Below are 16,217 nucleotides of genomic sequence, written 5' to 3'. Positions count from 1 at the left end.
AAAATCCTATCATTTAGCCATCCAGATGTTTACACATCCATAATCAACGGGTACTGTATAAGAAACAAGCGCAAATTCTTCATCGCTAACCTGAAGGTTCCTCATGATAGAAATAAAACATTTAAAAACGATTCAGGCACTGAATCAGTCAGGGTCGCTCGCGGGAGCAGCAGGTGCGTTGCATCAGACACAATCCGCCCTTTCCCATCAGTTCAGTGAACTGGAGCACCGGCTCGGCTACCGGATTTTTATCCGCAAAACCCAGCCGCTGCAATTCACCCCGCAGGGACAGGTACTGTTACAGCTGGCGGAGCAGGTACTGCCGCTGGTGAAAGATGCCATCCGTGAATGCAATGAGCCGGGACTGACCGCGCTGCGCGTGGCGATTGAGTGCCACAGCTGCATTCAGTGGCTTACCCCCGCACTGGCGCATTTCCGCGAAAGCTGGCCGCAGATTAATGTCGATTTCACTTCCGGGGTCAGTTTTGATCCGCAGCCGGAACTGCTGAAACGCGAACTCGATGTGGTGCTGACATCCGATATTGATGAGCAGCACAACGGGAAGCTGACATACACGCCGCTGTTTGATTATGAGGTGAAACTGGTGGTGGCACCGGATCATCCGCTGGCCCGCCGTCTGCATATCCAGCCGCAGGATCTGACCGCAGAAACCCTGCTGATTTATCCGGTACAGCGTCAGCGCTTTGATATCTGGCGGCGTTTCCTGCAACCGGCCGGTGTTTCCCCTCAGATAAAAACCGTGGATAACACCCTGCTGATGATCCAGATGGTCGCCGCCCGCATGGGGATCGCCGCACTGCCGCACTGGGCGGTGGAGAATTTTGAAAGACAGGGAATGGTGGTGACCAAAACCTTAGGTGAAGGATTGTGGAGCCGGCTGTATGCCGCAAACCGCAGCGGGGAACAGCGCCAGCCGGCTGTTGAGTCGTTTATTCGCGCGACGCGTCAGCACGCGGTGGACAATCTGCCTTTTGTAAAGACGGCTTCAGTATCCATACCCGGTGCACCCACAGGGATGCCACAATCAGGGTTGCGCCAATGCTGAACGTGAGCCAGTTTGGATGCTGCTGCCAGATGGCAAAGTTCACCAGTAATCCCGCCGGAACCATCATGTTGTTCATGATCGCGAGTGTTCCGGCGTCCACCTGTGTGGCGCCGTAGTTCCACATAAAGTAGCCGATTCCGGAAGCACCTATTCCCAGCCACAGCAGGACACCCCACTGTAACTGCGTGGACGGTATTTTGGCGAAATTACCGAACAGCAGCCAGCCCGCCAGCGCCACCACACAGGCACCGAGGTAGAACCAGGAAAACGCCGTGCGCTGCACCAGCGGATGCACTTCCATCAGCCGCTTGTAACCGACCTGACCGATAGCAAAGAAGATATTCGCCAGCTGTACCAGAATCAGCCCCGTCCAGAAAGAATCACTGAGATGATCATAGCGGATCACCGCCGCACCAATCACCGCCAGCAGCGAACTGAACACATAACCCCAGCGCAGACCACGCCGCTCCAGCAGGTCATAAATCAGTGTCACATACAGGGGGGTCAGCACGGTAAACAGCAGGAATTCCGCGACAGTCAGGTAATTGTAGGCATGGAAAACAAAGAGATACATAATGCCGAGCTGACAGGCGCCCACCGCCATATACATCAGAATGACTTTCGGGGCGATCCCGCGCCAGCGCAGAAACGGCAGAAAAACCAGTGCCGCCAGCGACACACGGACTAACACAGAGAACCAGCTGTCCACCTGACCGGCGAGATACTCGCCAATCAGGCTGAACGATGCGGCCCACAGAATTGTGGTAATAATCAGTAACGGCATCGGTTATGTTTCTTTCTCAACCAGCAGGGCTTCCAGCAGATCCAGGTCATGCAGCAGCAGCTGCAGGGTTTCATTGCTGATATTACGGGTCGCACGCTGGTGATACAGCTCCCCGCGCTCGGCACGCAGTGCGGTCAGACGGAAACGGCGTTCCAGATCTTCCACCTGGAGATTATATTCCATCTCATCATCACCGGCAGTACGCCGCCTGAGATGCCCGGCCACTCTGGAGGCCACTTCACTGATAGCTTCCGCATCCAGCGCCTCGTCCGAACTGGCGGACAGACGCTCTTCCATCTTGCCGATACTGACAATCGCCACTTCCGCCATCGCCGCTTTCGCCGCACGGATTTCATTGGCATCCGCCTGTTTATCCCCGACATGCATCCCTTTGAGCAGGAACGGCAGCGATACCACTCCCATAAAGAGCGAGAAGATAATCACCCCGGCGGCGATAAACACCATCTGATAACGCGCCGGGAACGGTGTGCCGTCCGGCAGGAACAGCGGGATAGAGAGCACACCTGCCAGGGTTATCGCCCCGCGCACCCCGGCAAATGATGCCAGCCACAGTTCACGGGTGGTGTAGAAGGTGAAATCCAGCGGTTTGCGTTTTAAGGTCAGGCGGCTGACGGTTTTCATCATCCACAGCCAGCAGAAACGCAGCACCAGCAGAGCAAAATAGATAACGATAACGGCGGTAAACAGCATCCAGGTTTCGACGGTCGGATCCAGCTCCGCCTCAATCACCGACACCTGCCAAATTCCCGGCAACTGCAGGCCGAGCATAATAAAGACCAGACCGTTAAAGACGAATTCCAGCATTCCCCAGACATTATCCGCCCGCAGACGCATCGCCAGCGGCGCATTGCGGATAACTCCGGATTTACTGATGGTCATCCCCGCCGCCACGGCCGCCAGGATACCGGACACACCGATGTGTTCCGCAATCAGATAAGAGGCGAACGGCAGCAGTAACATAAAGACGATTTGCGTGGCCGGGTCATCCCCGCTCCAGCGGCTCATCAGGCGCAGCGACTTACTGTACAGCCAGGTAACTGCCACCCCCGCCAGCAGGCCGCCGATTGCGACTTTGAAGAATTCCAGCGTGACACCGGTGACGGAGAAAATCATCGTGCCCATGACAATCGCCACGGCAAATTTCAGCGCGACCAGGCCGGAGGCGTCATTCATCAGCGCCTCCCCTTCCAGAATGCCCATCATCTGTTTCGGAATGCGCCCTTTGCCGACAATCGACGACAGCGCCACGGCATCTGTCGGAGACAGCACCGCCGCAAGGGCAAAGGCCGGGATCAGCTCAATCCCCGGCATCAGCCAGTAGATCAGATACCCGATGCCGATAACGGTGACCAGCACCAGGAACAGCACCAGGATGAAGATTTCCCGCCCTTTCTGCATAAATTCCCGGGTCGGGGTTTTCCAGCCGTCAACAAACAGCAACGGCGGTATCAGCAGGACGAGAAACAGTTCAGGGTCGAACGTGACATGCAGACCAAACTGCGGGAAGGCAAGCAGGGCCCCCATCGCGATCTGAATGATGGGTAACGGAATACGATACGGGATCATTTTGGTGAGAACACCGGACACCGACACGACCAGAATCAAAATAAGAATCGTAAAGAATATTTCCATATTACCCTTACTGAACTTAGGGCTTAATCAGCCCGCTGACAAAAAGATACTGTTAATAACGGCAAAAAAACCGCAATAAGACCCCAGAGGAGAAAAAATTACCGCCGGTTGCCACTATCATACAAAAAAAAGCAGCGGCGGATGCGTTATCCGCCACTGCTATTTTATCTTCTCAGGCCATTAATTCGGGCAATTAATTAGTATTTTGAGACAAATCGTATAAATAAAGCGTATCGTCACCACCAGCATCCGTTAAGTGGTGATTTATCACTTAAATTGCCCAGCCGCCAGCATAAAACGCCACCAGTGCCGCTGCGATAAGAACAGTGCCGATATTCAGCTTACGCCATTCACCCCCGGCGATACGGCCGATAACCAGTGAGGCAAAGCCCAGCATAATCCCGGTCACAATGTTACTGGTCAGAACAATAAACACCGCACACAGCAGACCGGACATAGAGCCGACAAAGTCACCGAAATCCAGTTTGCTGACATTGCTCAGCATCAGCAGGCCGACATACATCAGCGCCGGTGCCGTGGCATAGGCCGGAACCAGATAAGAAAGCGGAGAGAGGAACAGGATCAGCAGGAACAGCACCCCGACCACGGTTGCGGTCAGCCCGGTACGGCCACCCGCCGCGGCACCGGCCGCAGATTCGATATACACCGCCGCAGGCGCCGCGCCGACAACACCGGCCACAATGCTGCTGACCGAGTCTGTCGTCAGGGCTTTACCGCCGTTAATGATCTGATTATCTTTATCCAGCAGATTCGCCTGACCGGCGACCGCACGGATAGTGCCTGTCGCATCAAACACCGCTGTCATAACCAGCGCCAGTACCGTCGGCAGAACCACCGGCTTCAGTGCGCCCATGATATCCATGCTGAAAAAGAGTGACAGCCCGTCATCACCGAGGGATGGCAGTTTGAAGAAGCCCTGATATTTCACATTCGGGTCAAAAATCAGCCCGATAACGGAAATCGCAATAATCACCAGCAGTACTGCACCCGGCACTTTCAGGCGTTCCAGACCGAAAATCACCGCCAGACCCGCCAGTGCAATCATCACCGGGAAAGAGGTGAAATCCCCCAGTAACACCGGCATGCCCGCACCCGGGTTTTTGACCACAAGGTCAATATTGGTGGCGGCGATCAGCAGCAGGAACAGACCGATACCAATCCCCGTGCCGTGGGCAATACCCATCGGGATATTGCGCAAAATCCATGTCCGGATACCGGTGACAGAGATCAGGGTAAACAGCACCCCCATCAGGAAGACCGCGCCCAGTACGACCGGGATCGGGATATTCTGACCAAGTACCATGCTGAATGCGGTAAAGGCGGTCAGGGAAATCGCACAGCCGATAGCCATCGGCAGATTTGCCCATAACCCCATCAGCAGGGAGCCGAACCCGGCCACCAGACAGGTGGCGATAAAGACCGCCGTATGCGGGAACCCCGCCTGGCCGAGCATGCCCGGCACAACAATCACAGAGTACACCATCGCCAGGAATGTGGTCAGCCCGGCCAGAACTTCACGGCGGACAGTAGTGCCGCGCTCAGTCAGTTTAAAAAATTGGTCTAATTTGCACCCGCTTTGCGGCTGTGTCGCAGACATGTCATCACCTGTGTTAATGAATTTTGTGTCACATCACGTAACCGATTGCGTTTTCAGAAAAAATCCGCCGGTTTCCGGATAGAAAAACCGGACACACACGACGCAAACGTTTGGCTTTTTACAGAGAAAAGATGTGATTTTTTGAGGCAAACGATTATCTTAGGAAAAATCCTGATAATCAAGGCCAAATCCGGGAATTTTTTCACCTCTGTGCCGCTGACGGGTTATCATCATCCGTCCCGGTGCCTGATGACGGAATAGATGATGAAACTGACCGCTTTTCTCCTCCCTGTGAGCCTGCTCTGTTCTGCATTACCGGCAGCACAGGCGGCGATCACCCCGCTCAGCCCGGACACCTGCCGCGCCATGACAGCGCTGGGTATTATCACGCCGGAAAACCCAGTGCCCTGTGAACGGCTGGTCAATGTGGATGTCCGGTTTATCACCTTTGAGGGCGAAACCCGCACCGGCACCATTACTGTCGCCGATATTATTGCCCCCGAAACGGAAGCGCTGTTTGATGAGTTGTACCGGCAAAAATTCCCGCTGCACAGTGTGCTGCCGATAGAGACCTTCGGCGGCGATGATGAGGCATCCATGGCCGCCAATAATACGTCAGCATTTAACGGCCGCCGTCAGGCAAGTCAGAAAGCCTGGTCAAAACACGCTTACGGCATGGCGATCGATATTAATCCGCAGCAAAACCCTTACCGCTTCCGCGACAAAAACGGCCGTGTGACCATCAGTCCGCCGCAATCTGCCACAGCGCTGACCAACAGAGAAAATATCCGTAACGGAAAAATGGAAAACGTGCTGCCGCTGGTTTTCAGTCACGGTTTTCTCCGCTGGGGCGGGGAATGGAAAAATCCGGTGGATTATCAGCATGCGGAGATCGGCAGTTTTACTTTTATCAACCACCTGCTGTCCCTGCCGCTGGCGGAGGCACAGGCGCAATACAGTGCCTATGCCGCCCGCTACCGCGACTGCTTCAGTAAAAGTAAAACCCCGGACGAACAGCTGCGTGCCCGGCAATGTGCTAAAAAAGTGCTGCGCTGACGGCGGTCAGTGCACCAGGTTGCTGATAAGCAACGTCAGCCCGGCCAGCAGGATCACCATATTCAGAAAACGGAAAAATGCCTCTTTCGGGATGCGCATGGTGATATGCCGCCCGAGGACAATTCCCGCCACCATGGCGGGCAGAAACAGCAGCGCGGTAATGGCGATTTCGCTGTTCCAGTAAATCCCCATGATCAGGAAAATAATCACGCGGGTTAATGTACTGAAGCCGATCAGGGTAGTCTGCGTGATGCGGAAGCGGTTTTTATCCTCAATCCGCCCGGCAAAATAGATGGCATAGACAAACCCGCCCGCCCCGAACAGTGCACTCAGAATACCGCCGCCGATCCCGAACGGAATAATGTATTTCTGCGGGTAATGCCTCACCGCCTTCTTAATAAAGAGGGAATAGAGTGCATAGAGAACAATAAATGCCCCGAGGAACACGGCCAGCAAATCCGGATGTGTTTTCAGCAGAATCGCCGCGCCAATCAGGCTGCCGCCTATCATCAGCGGCACCATCCACTTCAGCTCGGCAAAATCGGCTTTGCGCCCGTCGCGGGTGACATTAATCACCGCCGCGCCCAGATCCATCAGCGCCAGCATCGGCACAATGTGTGAGACAGGAATAAAGAAGGCCAGTACCGGGCTTGAGATCAGCGCAGAGCCGAAGCCGACCATGCCGAAGACCAGATAACCGAAGAAGAGAACCGTAAAACAGATGAAAAAATCTGCCCATGGCAGGGTATAGATCATGGTGAGCACCCGTTTAATGACATATGTTAATTATCACCATGCCGGACGCTTTCATCTGATAGTATCACCCGTCAGATCTGTTTTTCCGGAAAATCACGGCTTACCGTTGTACAACAAGTGTGCAATACTAACAGGGTTTCCCTGCAAATTTCATTGGTATCAATTACATTATGCTAAAAACCAGTGCCCACATCGGCCAGAAGGTCAAACTGCTGCGTCAGGCGCGTAACCTGTCGCTCAATGATCTTTCAAAACTCTCCGGCATCTCGAAAGCCGCGCTGTCCAAACTGGAATCCGGTGATTCCAATCCGCGTATCGATACACTGGAGGCCATTGCCGTCGCACTGCGTTTTCCGCTGGGGGATCTGTTTACCGCCAGTAATGAAGGTTATCCCCGTTACGAAAAAAATAAAGTCTTTAAAGGGGAATATGCGGAAGATTTTAAATTCCGTGTCGGCATGGGGAATATTTCGGAGATCTGGCACCTGAAGATGATCCGCGGCGCAATTATTAACAGCCCCGCGCACAGCACCGGCACCCATGAGCATATTCTTATCCATCAGGGTACGCTGATGATGCGCTTTAATGAAGATCAGACTGTGCTGCTGGAACCGGGGGATTTCTATGCGTTTTCCTGTGATATTCCCCACTCTTATATCTGTATGGAAGGCGAGCTGAGCGGCACGCTGATTATGTCCTATTCCCATATCGGCCAGACATCGCCGTAACCGCAGACAAAAAACCGGGCTTATCTGCCCGGTTTTATCATTCTACTGAATGTATTTATTCAGTTGCTCAAAGATACTGATGTCTTCGTTGTATTTCACATCCTGCACGTCTTCCAGTTTTTCCACCTGACTGACCATCTGGCTTAGTCGATCATCCGATTTCACCAGCAGCCAGATATGGCTGTGATCCTGTCCCGGCAGCGGCAGACACAGAATACCGTCCACGTTAAACGCCCGGCGGGCAAACAGACCGCAAATGTGCGTCATAACACCGGGGTGGTTGCGGACAACCAGTTCCAGAGCGATAGGCTGATTATTTTTTTCCATGATTCTGTTCTCCGTCATCAGGCTGTGACCATATCGATATTGGCATCACCCGGCAATACCATCGGCCACACTTTTTCACTGACATCGATTAATGCGTGGATCAGACACGGCCCGGGACGCTCAATCGCCGCCTGCAATGCAGCATGCGGATCACTCTCTTTATTCAGATCACAGGTGTGTAATCCGAAGCCTTTGGCAATTGTCACAAAATCAGTCTGATACGGATAGGCAGATGCCACAATGTGCTCGTTGAACATCAGTGTCTGCTGCTGGTGAACCATCCCCAGCGCCTGGTTGTTCATCAGAATAATTTTGATATCCAGGTTATGCTCGGCGGCGGTCGCCATCTCCTGGATATTCATCATAATACTGCCGTCACCGGTAAAGCAGACTATCTTGCGTGACGGCTCTGCCAGTGCGGCACCAATCGCCGCCGGTAACCCAAAGCCCATCGTTCCGAGCCCGCCGGAGGTCAGCCACTGACGCGGACGGCATAACGGATACGCCTGCGCCACCCACATCTGGTGCTGACCGACATCAGTGGTGATGATGGCATCATTATCCACCGCATCCGCCACGGCGGCGATCAGTCCGAAATGGCTTAACGGATCGGATTTATTAATCTGCTCCAGCGGGAACTCCTGTTTGATCTGCGCGATATGATCATTCCACGCCTGACGGGCATTCACCTCAATCTGCGGCAGCAGCATGGCGAGAACCTGACCGGCATCCGCGTTGATCGCGATATCCGGTTGTTTGATCTTGCTGATCTCCGCACGGTCGATATCCACATGAATAATCTTGGCATCCGGACAGAATTGCTCCGCCTTGCCGATCGCGCGGTCATCAAAGCGCGCCCCGACCACAATCAGCAAATCCGATTCCTGCAAAATCATATTGGTATAACGCGCCCCGTGCATCCCTAACATTCCCAGATAGAGCGGATGCTGCTGCGGAATGGTGCCTAATCCCATCAGTGTCATGGTGGTCGGCAACCCGGCACGCTCGGCGAAGCTCTGCACCAGCTGCTGGGACTGCGAAGCCACAATACCGCCGCCGATGTACAAAATCGGACGTTTTGCCTGATTAATCATCACGGCAGCTTCAGTGACTTTTTCCGCATCAAACAGCGGTAACGGATCTTTCGGCATGATTGGCGGTAATTCATCAATCTCAATGATGGCGGCCTGAACATCTTTCGGCACATCTACCCAGACCGGACCCGGACGGCCGGATTCCGCAATACGGAATGCATCTGCGATAATGCCCGGCAGATCCTGAACATTGCGCACCAGGTAGTTATGTTTGGTGATAGGGATAGACATGCCGTAAGTGTCCACTTCCTGGAAGGCATCGGTGCCGATCATCGGCGAGGACACCTGGGCGGTGATACAGACCAGCGGAACGGAATCCAGTTTGGCATCCGCAATGGCGGTCATCAGGTTGGTCGCGCCCGGCCCGCTTGAGGAGATACACACCGCCGCTTTGCCGGTGGTGCGGGCGATACCCTGTGCGATAAACCCGGCACCCTGCTCATGGCGGGCGAGGATATGCCGGATCCGGCTGTTGCCCAGCGCATCATACAGCGGCAGTGCCGCCCCGCCCGGAATACCGGACACAGAGGTGATCCCGTGCTGTTCTAACATGCGGATAATTAATTCCGCCCCCGTCATCCGGGTTTTTGCCTGAGTCTGCTGTGAAGCTCCCATAACATCATCCTTTTCTTAACAACCGGTTCAGTTTCGCGGAGCCTGACATAAAAAAACCCCGCTCGGTTTACGCCGGCGGGGTTAGTGATCCTGTTGCTGATCCCAGCCCGTTACGGCGCGCTGCCGACGACCACCACCACTACCACACGCACGACGACAACCGCGTCTGATAGCGCGGTTGTTAGTAGTACGTTTTGCGGACGGGTGAATGGTTTCACGGGATATCTCTCAACAGTAAATTGTGTATGAATAAATTCGGTTCGTACTTTAAAAAAACATAAGAATGAAATCTGTACAAGCCTTTTTTCATTTATTTTTTATTCAGCCGCTGAATTGTGATCGCCATCACTGATAAATCACTGCCATAAAACCCAAAAACAACTAACAAATTGATTTATAAATATATATTAAAATATCCAATTTACTTCAGCAGTGTGAAACAGCACTATTTCACAAGGAAAACAGCGATAAAAAAGGAAAGGTAATCATAACGCGGAGCTATAAAACTCAATTTAAGGAAATTGCAGCGGAATATATTGCAGTGAAATAACCGGAAGCAGCGTGTGTTCACATTATCGCTGTCAGTCACTAAAAACCGTTTCTTTATCAGTTTTATTGCTCAATGGGATAAAAGTCCGGCTTTACTCATCCGGCCAGTCCGGAAAAAAACATCATTTTAATGTGATTCATTTGTTACAAATAAGCTTTAAAATTACATTAAAATTACAAAACAGGCCAAAACAACCATTTTTATGTGATTTAAATCACATATAATTACTATCGTGATTGTCACGTTTCAGGTTTACCGATAAAACGTAATCCGACACATGCTCTTTAAGCCTCTTATCGCATTTTTATAAAAATTGAGTATATAACTTATTGATACCCAATGATTTTATTGGGTTTTTTCTTTAATAAGCGCAAGCATACATCCGATTACGACAGACACTTATAATAAAAACACCCGTTATGATGAAAAATAAGACGAACAGGATAAAAACAGGACTTATAAAAACATAAGCTACACTGCCTGTTAACCCCGGGCAATCTCATGTGTTCATCCAACGGCATGAGACATCACCCCTTACTGTCACCGACATAAGGGTATTTTTTTTGTCTGTTCCGGGCTGCGGTCAGAAAATCCGGCCAAAAAAATACCCCGCAGATGCAGGGTACTTTCAGCGGATCCGGATCAGAACGGAATATCGTCATCGAAATCCATTGGCGGTTCATTGCTTTGCGGCGCTGCTGCTGCCGGCTGCTGTGCCGGGCGCGGGTTGCCGCCGCCGCTGAACTGCTGGGATTGTTGTGGCTGCTGTGGCTGACCCCAGCCGCCGCCCTGAGACATATTGTCGCCACCGCCGCTGCGGCCGCCCAGCATCTGCATGCTGCCGCCGATATTCACCACGACTTCTGTGGTGTAACGCTCCTGGCCGCTCTGATCCTGCCATTTGCGGGTCTGGAGTGAACCTTCGATATAAACCTGTGAACCTTTTTTCAGATATTCACCGGCAATTTCTGCCAGTTTGCCGAAGATCACCACACGGTGCCATTCGGTCTTCTCTTTCATTTCGCCGGTTTGTTTATCACGCCATGATTCTGATGTCGCCAGTGTGATGTTGGTAACCGCACCGCCGTTAGGCATGTAACGCACTTCCGGATCCTGACCCAGGTTCCCGATAAGAATGACTTTGTTGACGCCTCTGCTGGCCATGAAATACTCCCGATGAAATTGTTTAAAACATATAAGGATCTAGTCTAACACGTCTGAGTGGCTTTTTTGAAACGGTAATCTTTTGCCGTGATTTCCTTTGCAGATTTGCGTGTCTTCTCTAAAATCTGCTGCGCAAAATACAATCAGCTGTCAGGCAAATGCTGCTGAGATTATACACAGATTTCTTCTGATACTGGATATCCATTCAGTAAATTATGTGCAATAATATCAGGCTGAATAAATTGTTCGCTATCTGAAACTCCCGGGAAGTGGTACATGGATAATATCGATATACGGGCGCCCGCACCCACAATCTGAAGAATATCAACCTCATTATTCCGCGTGATAAACTGATTGTTATCACGGGGTTATCCGGCTCCGGGAAGTCGTCCCTTGCCTTTGATACACTCTATGCCGAGGGGCAGCGCCGCTATGTGGAATCCCTGTCCGCCTATGCGCGTCAGTTCCTGTCGCTGATGGAAAAACCGGATGTGGATCATATTGAAGGGCTTTCCCCGGCAATTTCCATCGAGCAGAAATCCACTTCCCATAACCCGCGTTCCACCGTGGGAACAATTACTGAAATTCATGACTATCTGCGTCTGCTGTTTGCCCGTGTGGGTGAGCCGCGCTGTCCGGATCACGATATTCCGCTGACGGCACAGACGGTCAGTCAGATGGTGGATAATGTTCTGACCCTGCCGGAAGGCAAACGCCTGATGCTGCTGGCGCCGGTCGTCAAAGAGCGCAAAGGCGAACACACCAAACTGCTCGATAGCCTGGCGGCACAGGGCTATATCCGTGCGCGGATCGACGGGGAGATTTGTGATCTCTCTGATCCGCCGAAACTGGAATTACAGATCAAACACACCATCGAAGTGGTGGTTGACCGTTTTAAAGTCCGGGATGATCTGACACAGCGCCTGGCGGAATCCTTTGAAACTGCACTGACACTGTCCGGCGGTACGGCCATTATCGCCGATATGGAAGATAACAGCGCCGAAGAGCTGGTATTTTCAGCGAACTTTGCCTGCCCGGTCTGCGGATACAGCATGAGTGAGCTGGAGCCGCGCCTGTTCTCCTTCAACAACCCGGCAGGTGCCTGCCCGACCTGTGACGGTCTGGGTGTTCAGCAGTTTTTCGATCCGGATCGCGTGGTGCAGAACCCGAATCTGTCACTCGGCGGCGGGGCTATCCGCGGCTGGGATCGCCGTAATTTCTATTATTATCAGATGCTGATGTCCCTGGCGGATCATTATAAGTTTGATATTGAATCCCCGTATTCAGAGTTACCGGCCAAAATTCAGAAAGTGATCCTCAATGGTTCAGGCCGTGAATCCATTGAGTTTAAATATTCCAATGACCGGGGTGATGTGACAGTCCGTCATCATCCGTTCGAAGGTGTGCTGCACAATATGGAGCGCCGTTATAAAGAAACGGAATCCATGGCAGTGCGCGAGGAACTGGCCAAATATATCAGCAACCGTCCGTGTATTTCCTGCGGCGGCACCCGTCTGAAAAAAGAAGCCCGCTTTGTGTTTGTCGATAACACCACGCTGCCGCAGATTTCTGATTTCAGCATCGGACATGCGATGGATTTCTTTAATAACCTGAAATTCAGCGGCCAGCGCGCGAAAATCGCCGAAAAAGTCCTGAAAGAGATTCAGGATCGCCTGAAGTTCCTGGTTAACGTCGGCCTGAATTACCTGACACTCTCCCGCTCCGCAGAAACCCTGTCCGGCGGCGAGGCTCAGCGTATCCGCCTTGCCAGTCAGATCGGTGCCGGTCTGGTCGGTGTGATGTATGTGCTGGATGAGCCGTCAATCGGGCTGCATCAGCGCGATAATGACCGCCTGCTGGAAACCCTGATTCATCTGCGCAATCTCGGTAATACCGTGATTGTGGTGGAGCATGATGAGGATGCTATCCGCGCCGCTGATCATATTATCGATATCGGCCCGGGCGCGGGTGTTCACGGCGGGGAGATTGTCGCCCAGGGGTCACTGGAGGATATTATCGGCACGCCGGATTCCCTGACCGGGAAATTCCTCAGCGGCGAACGCAGGATCAGTATCCCGGAAAAACGCAATGTGGCCGATCCGGCCAAAATGCTGACCATCACCGGTGCCTGCGGCAACAACCTGAAAAATGTGACCCTGAATCTGCCGGTCGGCCTGTTTACCTGTATCACCGGGGTTTCCGGTTCAGGGAAATCCACCCTGATCAATGACACGCTGTTCCCGATTGCCCAGACACAGCTCAACGGCGCGACCACCATTACGCCTGCACCGTATAAGTCTGTCGAAGGTCTGGAACATTTTGATAAAGTCATTGATATCGACCAGAGCCCGATCGGACGGACCCCGCGCTCAAACCCGGCGACCTATACCGGCGTGTTTACGCCTGTCCGCGAACTGTTTGCCGGCGTACCGGAATCCCGCTCACGCGGTTACACACCGGGACGGTTCAGTTTCAACGTCAAGGGCGGCCGCTGCGAAGCCTGTCAGGGTGACGGCGTACTGAAAGTGGAAATGCACTTCCTGCCGGATGTGTATGTGCCGTGCGACCAGTGCAAAGGCAAACGCTATAACCGCGAAACCCTGGAAGTGAAATACAAAGGGAAAAATATCCACGAAGTGCTGGATATGACTATCGAGGAAGCCCGCGAATTCTTCGATGTCGTCCCGGCGCTGGCGCGTAAATTACAGACCCTGATGGATGTCGGACTGTCTTACATCCGCCTCGGGCAGTCGGCAACAACCCTCTCCGGTGGTGAAGCGCAGCGGGTGAAACTGGCGAAGGAACTCTCCAAACGCGGCACCGGGCAGACACTCTATATCCTCGATGAGCCGACCACCGGTCTGCACTTCGCGGATATCGAACAACTGCTGGCGGTACTGCATCAGTTGCGCGACCAGGGCAACAGTATTGTGGTTATCGAACATAACCTCGATGTGATTAAAACTGCGGACTGGATTGTGGATTTAGGTCCGGAAGGCGGCAGCGGCGGCGGTGAAATCCTGATCGCCGGTACCCCGGAAGAGGTGGCGGCATGTGAACGCTCACACACCGCCCGCTTCCTGAAGCCGATCCTGAAAAGAGGATATTAATCTTTTCTGATTCTGAAAATACCGCAGCGTTCGCTGCGGTATTTTTTTTGTCCGCTTTCCGTGCTGGTGAAATAATAAGCAACCCGTGATAAAATAAAGTATCAGGCAACCACCGGAAACAGGAGGCGGACATGGCAAGCGGATGGGCAAGTGATTCTGCTGTTCAGGAGCAGATTGATGCCACACTGGATGATGCGGTCGCGCGGGTGCGCAGCCAGCTGGTGACAGGGGAAAGCGCGCTGTTTTGTGAAGAGTGCGGTGACCCGATCCCGCAGGCGCGGCGTGATGCAATACCCGGTGTGCAGTTGTGTGTGAATTGTCAGGCAGAAGCGGATAAAAAGCAGGCCGCATTCAGCGGCTATAACCGGCGCGGCAGTAAAGACAGTCAGCTACGCTGAAACAGGCGCGGAACAGAATTATTCCGCGCATCATCATTTCATTGCTGAGGATTAACGGCTGACCGCCGCAAAAGCCTGCGCAATCGCATCCACATTATGACGGTTCACCCCCGCCATACAGACACGCCCGGAACCGACCAGATACACCGCATGCTGCTCACGCAGTGCGGTAACCTGCTCCGGACTGAACCCAGTGTAACTGAACATCCCGCGCTGATGCAGAAGATGATCAAAGTTCTTCTCCGGCAATGTGTTTTTCAGTGTATTCACCAGCACTGTCCGCATCTCTGCGATCCGGCTGCGCATGGTGTCCACTTCCGCCAGCCACTGTGCTTTCAGCGCAGTATCATTCAGCACTTCAGAGACCAGTTTTGCCCCGTAAGACGGTGCACTGGAATAGACACGGCGCACACCCGCTTTCAGCTGACCCAGCACCCGCTCTGCTTCATGTTGTGTCGGGCAGAGGACTGACAACCCGCCCACACGCTCACCGTACAGTGAGAAAATTTTTGAGAACGAGTTACTGACGAAACACGGTACCTCTGCCGCCGCCATGGCGCGGATAGCATAAGCATCCTCTTCCATACCGCCGCCGAAGCCCTGATAAGCAATATCCAGGAACGGGATCAGCTCCCGCTTTTTCACCACCGCGACGACTTTGTCCCACTGCTCCGGTGTCAGATCGGAACCGGTCGGGTTATGGCAGCACGGATGCAGTAAAATGACGCTTTTTGCCGGTAACGTCTCAAATGTTGCCAGCATCTCGTCAAACTTCACACCTTTGGTCTGCGGATCAAAATACGGATAATAATGAGTTTTAAATCCTGCTCCGGCAAAGATCGCCTGATGGTTTTCCCATGTCGGATCACTGAGCCAGACATCCGATCCCGGGAAATAACGGTGCAGAAAATCCGCGCCGATCTTCAGTGCACCGGATCCGCCCAGAGTCTGGATCGTCGCCACGCGGCCTTCGCGGATAAGCCCGCTGTCATCGCCCAGCAGCAGCGTCTGTACCGCGCTGCGGTAAGGAGCAAAACCTTCCATCGGCAGATACAGGGAGGCCCCGGTATCCTGCGCGTTATAGCGCTGTTTCGCCTGTGCGATGCTGTTCAGTTGCGGAGTCACCCCGGAATCGTCGTAATAGAGGCCAATACTGAGATTGACCTTCTCCTTCCGGGGATCCTGTTTGAAATGCTCAACGAGCGTTAAGATCGGGTCGCCGCCGTAGGCGTCTACATGTTCGAACACAAGCGATACTCCTGATTGTAATTTTTCTCACTATCAGAACATATCGCGTC

At 53.0% G+C, this 16,217-nt stretch carries 12 protein-coding genes and 1 pseudogene; 5 read left to right on the top strand and 8 right to left on the bottom strand.

The features are described from left to right. The first annotated feature begins 103 nt into the window (after positions 1-103). Positions 104-1,066: an HTH-type transcriptional regulator MetR gene (metR, locus tag JL661_RS00695; protein WP_004241557.1), complete on the top strand. Its 963-nt coding sequence runs from the start codon at positions 104-106 to the stop codon at positions 1,064-1,066. On the opposite strand, the gene JL661_RS00690 is transcribed toward metR, so the two are convergent. From JL661_RS00690 to JL661_RS00680, 3 genes are all read right to left on the bottom strand, one after another. Then, on the bottom strand, positions 951-1,850 hold the full coding sequence (locus JL661_RS00690) for a carboxylate/amino acid/amine transporter (protein WP_015422422.1): 900 nt from the start codon (positions 1,848-1,850) through the stop codon (positions 951-953). The genes metR and JL661_RS00690 overlap by 116 nt on opposite strands. 3 nt (positions 1,851-1,853) lie before the next feature. Next, positions 1,854-3,503, bottom strand: coding sequence for a Na+/H+ antiporter (locus tag JL661_RS00685; protein WP_004238243.1), 1,650 nt, complete (start codon positions 3,501-3,503; stop codon positions 1,854-1,856). A gap of 271 nt (positions 3,504-3,774) precedes the next feature. Continuing rightward, a complete protein-coding gene (locus tag JL661_RS00680) occupies positions 3,775-5,121 on the bottom strand; it encodes an NCS2 family permease (protein ID WP_004238244.1) in 1,347 nt (448 codons plus the stop codon). A gap of 261 nt (positions 5,122-5,382) precedes the next feature. Between JL661_RS00680 and JL661_RS00675 the strand changes: the two genes are divergently transcribed. Continuing rightward, complete coding sequence (locus JL661_RS00675; protein ID WP_064483639.1) at positions 5,383-6,177, top strand: M15 family metallopeptidase; 795 nt, start codon at positions 5,383-5,385, stop codon at positions 6,175-6,177. 6 nt (positions 6,178-6,183) lie between these two features. Here the strand turns inward: JL661_RS00675 and JL661_RS00670 are convergent, their stop codons facing one another. Continuing rightward, positions 6,184-6,933 (bottom strand): sulfite exporter TauE/SafE family protein, encoded by a 750-nt coding sequence (locus JL661_RS00670; protein WP_004241554.1) that lies wholly within the window; start codon positions 6,931-6,933, stop codon positions 6,184-6,186. 170 nt (positions 6,934-7,103) lie between these two features. Here JL661_RS00670 and JL661_RS00665 point away from each other — a divergent pair, with 170 nt between their 5' ends. Next, positions 7,104-7,661, top strand: coding sequence for a helix-turn-helix domain-containing protein (locus JL661_RS00665; protein WP_004238248.1), 558 nt, complete (start codon positions 7,104-7,106; stop codon positions 7,659-7,661). 42 nt (positions 7,662-7,703) lie between these two features. Here JL661_RS00665 and ilvN read toward each other — a convergent pair whose 3' ends face one another. The 3 genes from ilvN to JL661_RS00650 form a co-directional block, all read right to left on the bottom strand. Next, on the bottom strand, positions 7,704-7,988 hold the full coding sequence (gene ilvN / locus JL661_RS00660; protein WP_004238249.1) for an acetolactate synthase small subunit: 285 nt from the start codon (positions 7,986-7,988) through the stop codon (positions 7,704-7,706). Positions 7,989-8,005: 17 nt separating this feature from the next. Further along, complete coding sequence (gene ilvB, locus JL661_RS00655; protein WP_062773497.1) at positions 8,006-9,697, bottom strand: acetolactate synthase large subunit; 1,692 nt, start codon at positions 9,695-9,697, stop codon at positions 8,006-8,008. Positions 9,698-10,889: 1,192 nt separating this feature from the next. After that, the gene (locus JL661_RS00650) at positions 10,890-11,411 is read right to left on the bottom strand and encodes a single-stranded DNA-binding protein (protein ID WP_004238253.1); all 522 of its coding nucleotides are present in this window, start codon (positions 11,409-11,411) and stop codon (positions 10,890-10,892) included. A 276-nt stretch (positions 11,412-11,687) separates the two neighbouring features. Here JL661_RS00650 and uvrA point away from each other — a divergent pair. After that, positions 11,688-14,521 (top strand): annotated as a pseudogene (uvrA, locus tag JL661_RS00645) (excinuclease ABC subunit UvrA). Between the two features lie 131 nt (positions 14,522-14,652). Beyond that, a complete protein-coding gene (locus JL661_RS00640) occupies positions 14,653-14,919 on the top strand; it encodes a DksA/TraR family C4-type zinc finger protein (RefSeq protein ID WP_036418940.1) in 267 nt (88 codons plus the stop codon). A 51-nt stretch (positions 14,920-14,970) separates the two neighbouring features. Here the strand turns inward: JL661_RS00640 and JL661_RS00635 are convergent, their stop codons facing one another. Next, positions 14,971-16,167 carry an amino acid aminotransferase gene (locus JL661_RS00635; RefSeq protein WP_036418943.1) on the bottom strand — a complete coding sequence of 399 codons (1,197 nt, stop codon included), beginning with the start codon at positions 16,165-16,167 and terminating at the stop codon, positions 14,971-14,973. Positions 16,168-16,217 lie beyond the last annotated feature (50 nt).

Source organism: Morganella morganii (assembly GCF_019243775.1).
Lineage (GTDB): Bacteria > Pseudomonadota > Gammaproteobacteria > Enterobacterales > Enterobacteriaceae > Morganella > Morganella morganii.
The sequence above is the reverse complement of the archived record's forward strand: the minus strand, read 5'-3'. Positions and strand labels throughout refer to the sequence as shown.

Bases quoted from the DNA above. Each gene is read 5' to 3' on its own strand.
- metR (WP_004241557.1), top strand. From the start codon at position 104: ATGATAGAAATAAAACATTTAAAAACGATTCAGGCACTGAATCAGTCA.
- JL661_RS00690 (WP_015422422.1), bottom strand. From the start codon at position 1,850: ATGCCGTTACTGATTATTACCACAATTCTGTGGGCCGCATCGTTCAGC.
- JL661_RS00685 (WP_004238243.1), bottom strand. From the start codon at position 3,503: ATGGAAATATTCTTTACGATTCTTATTTTGATTCTGGTCGTGTCGGTG.
- JL661_RS00680 (WP_004238244.1), bottom strand. From the start codon at position 5,121: ATGTCTGCGACACAGCCGCAAAGCGGGTGCAAATTAGACCAATTTTTT.
- JL661_RS00675 (WP_064483639.1), top strand. From the start codon at position 5,383: ATGATGAAACTGACCGCTTTTCTCCTCCCTGTGAGCCTGCTCTGTTCT.
- JL661_RS00670 (WP_004241554.1), bottom strand. From the start codon at position 6,933: ATGATCTATACCCTGCCATGGGCAGATTTTTTCATCTGTTTTACGGTT.
- JL661_RS00665 (WP_004238248.1), top strand. From the start codon at position 7,104: ATGCTAAAAACCAGTGCCCACATCGGCCAGAAGGTCAAACTGCTGCGT.
- ilvN (WP_004238249.1), bottom strand. From the start codon at position 7,988: ATGGAAAAAAATAATCAGCCTATCGCTCTGGAACTGGTTGTCCGCAAC.
- ilvB (WP_062773497.1), bottom strand. From the start codon at position 9,697: ATGGGAGCTTCACAGCAGACTCAGGCAAAAACCCGGATGACGGGGGCG.
- JL661_RS00650 (WP_004238253.1), bottom strand. From the start codon at position 11,411: ATGGCCAGCAGAGGCGTCAACAAAGTCATTCTTATCGGGAACCTGGGT.
- JL661_RS00640 (WP_036418940.1), top strand. From the start codon at position 14,653: ATGGCAAGCGGATGGGCAAGTGATTCTGCTGTTCAGGAGCAGATTGAT.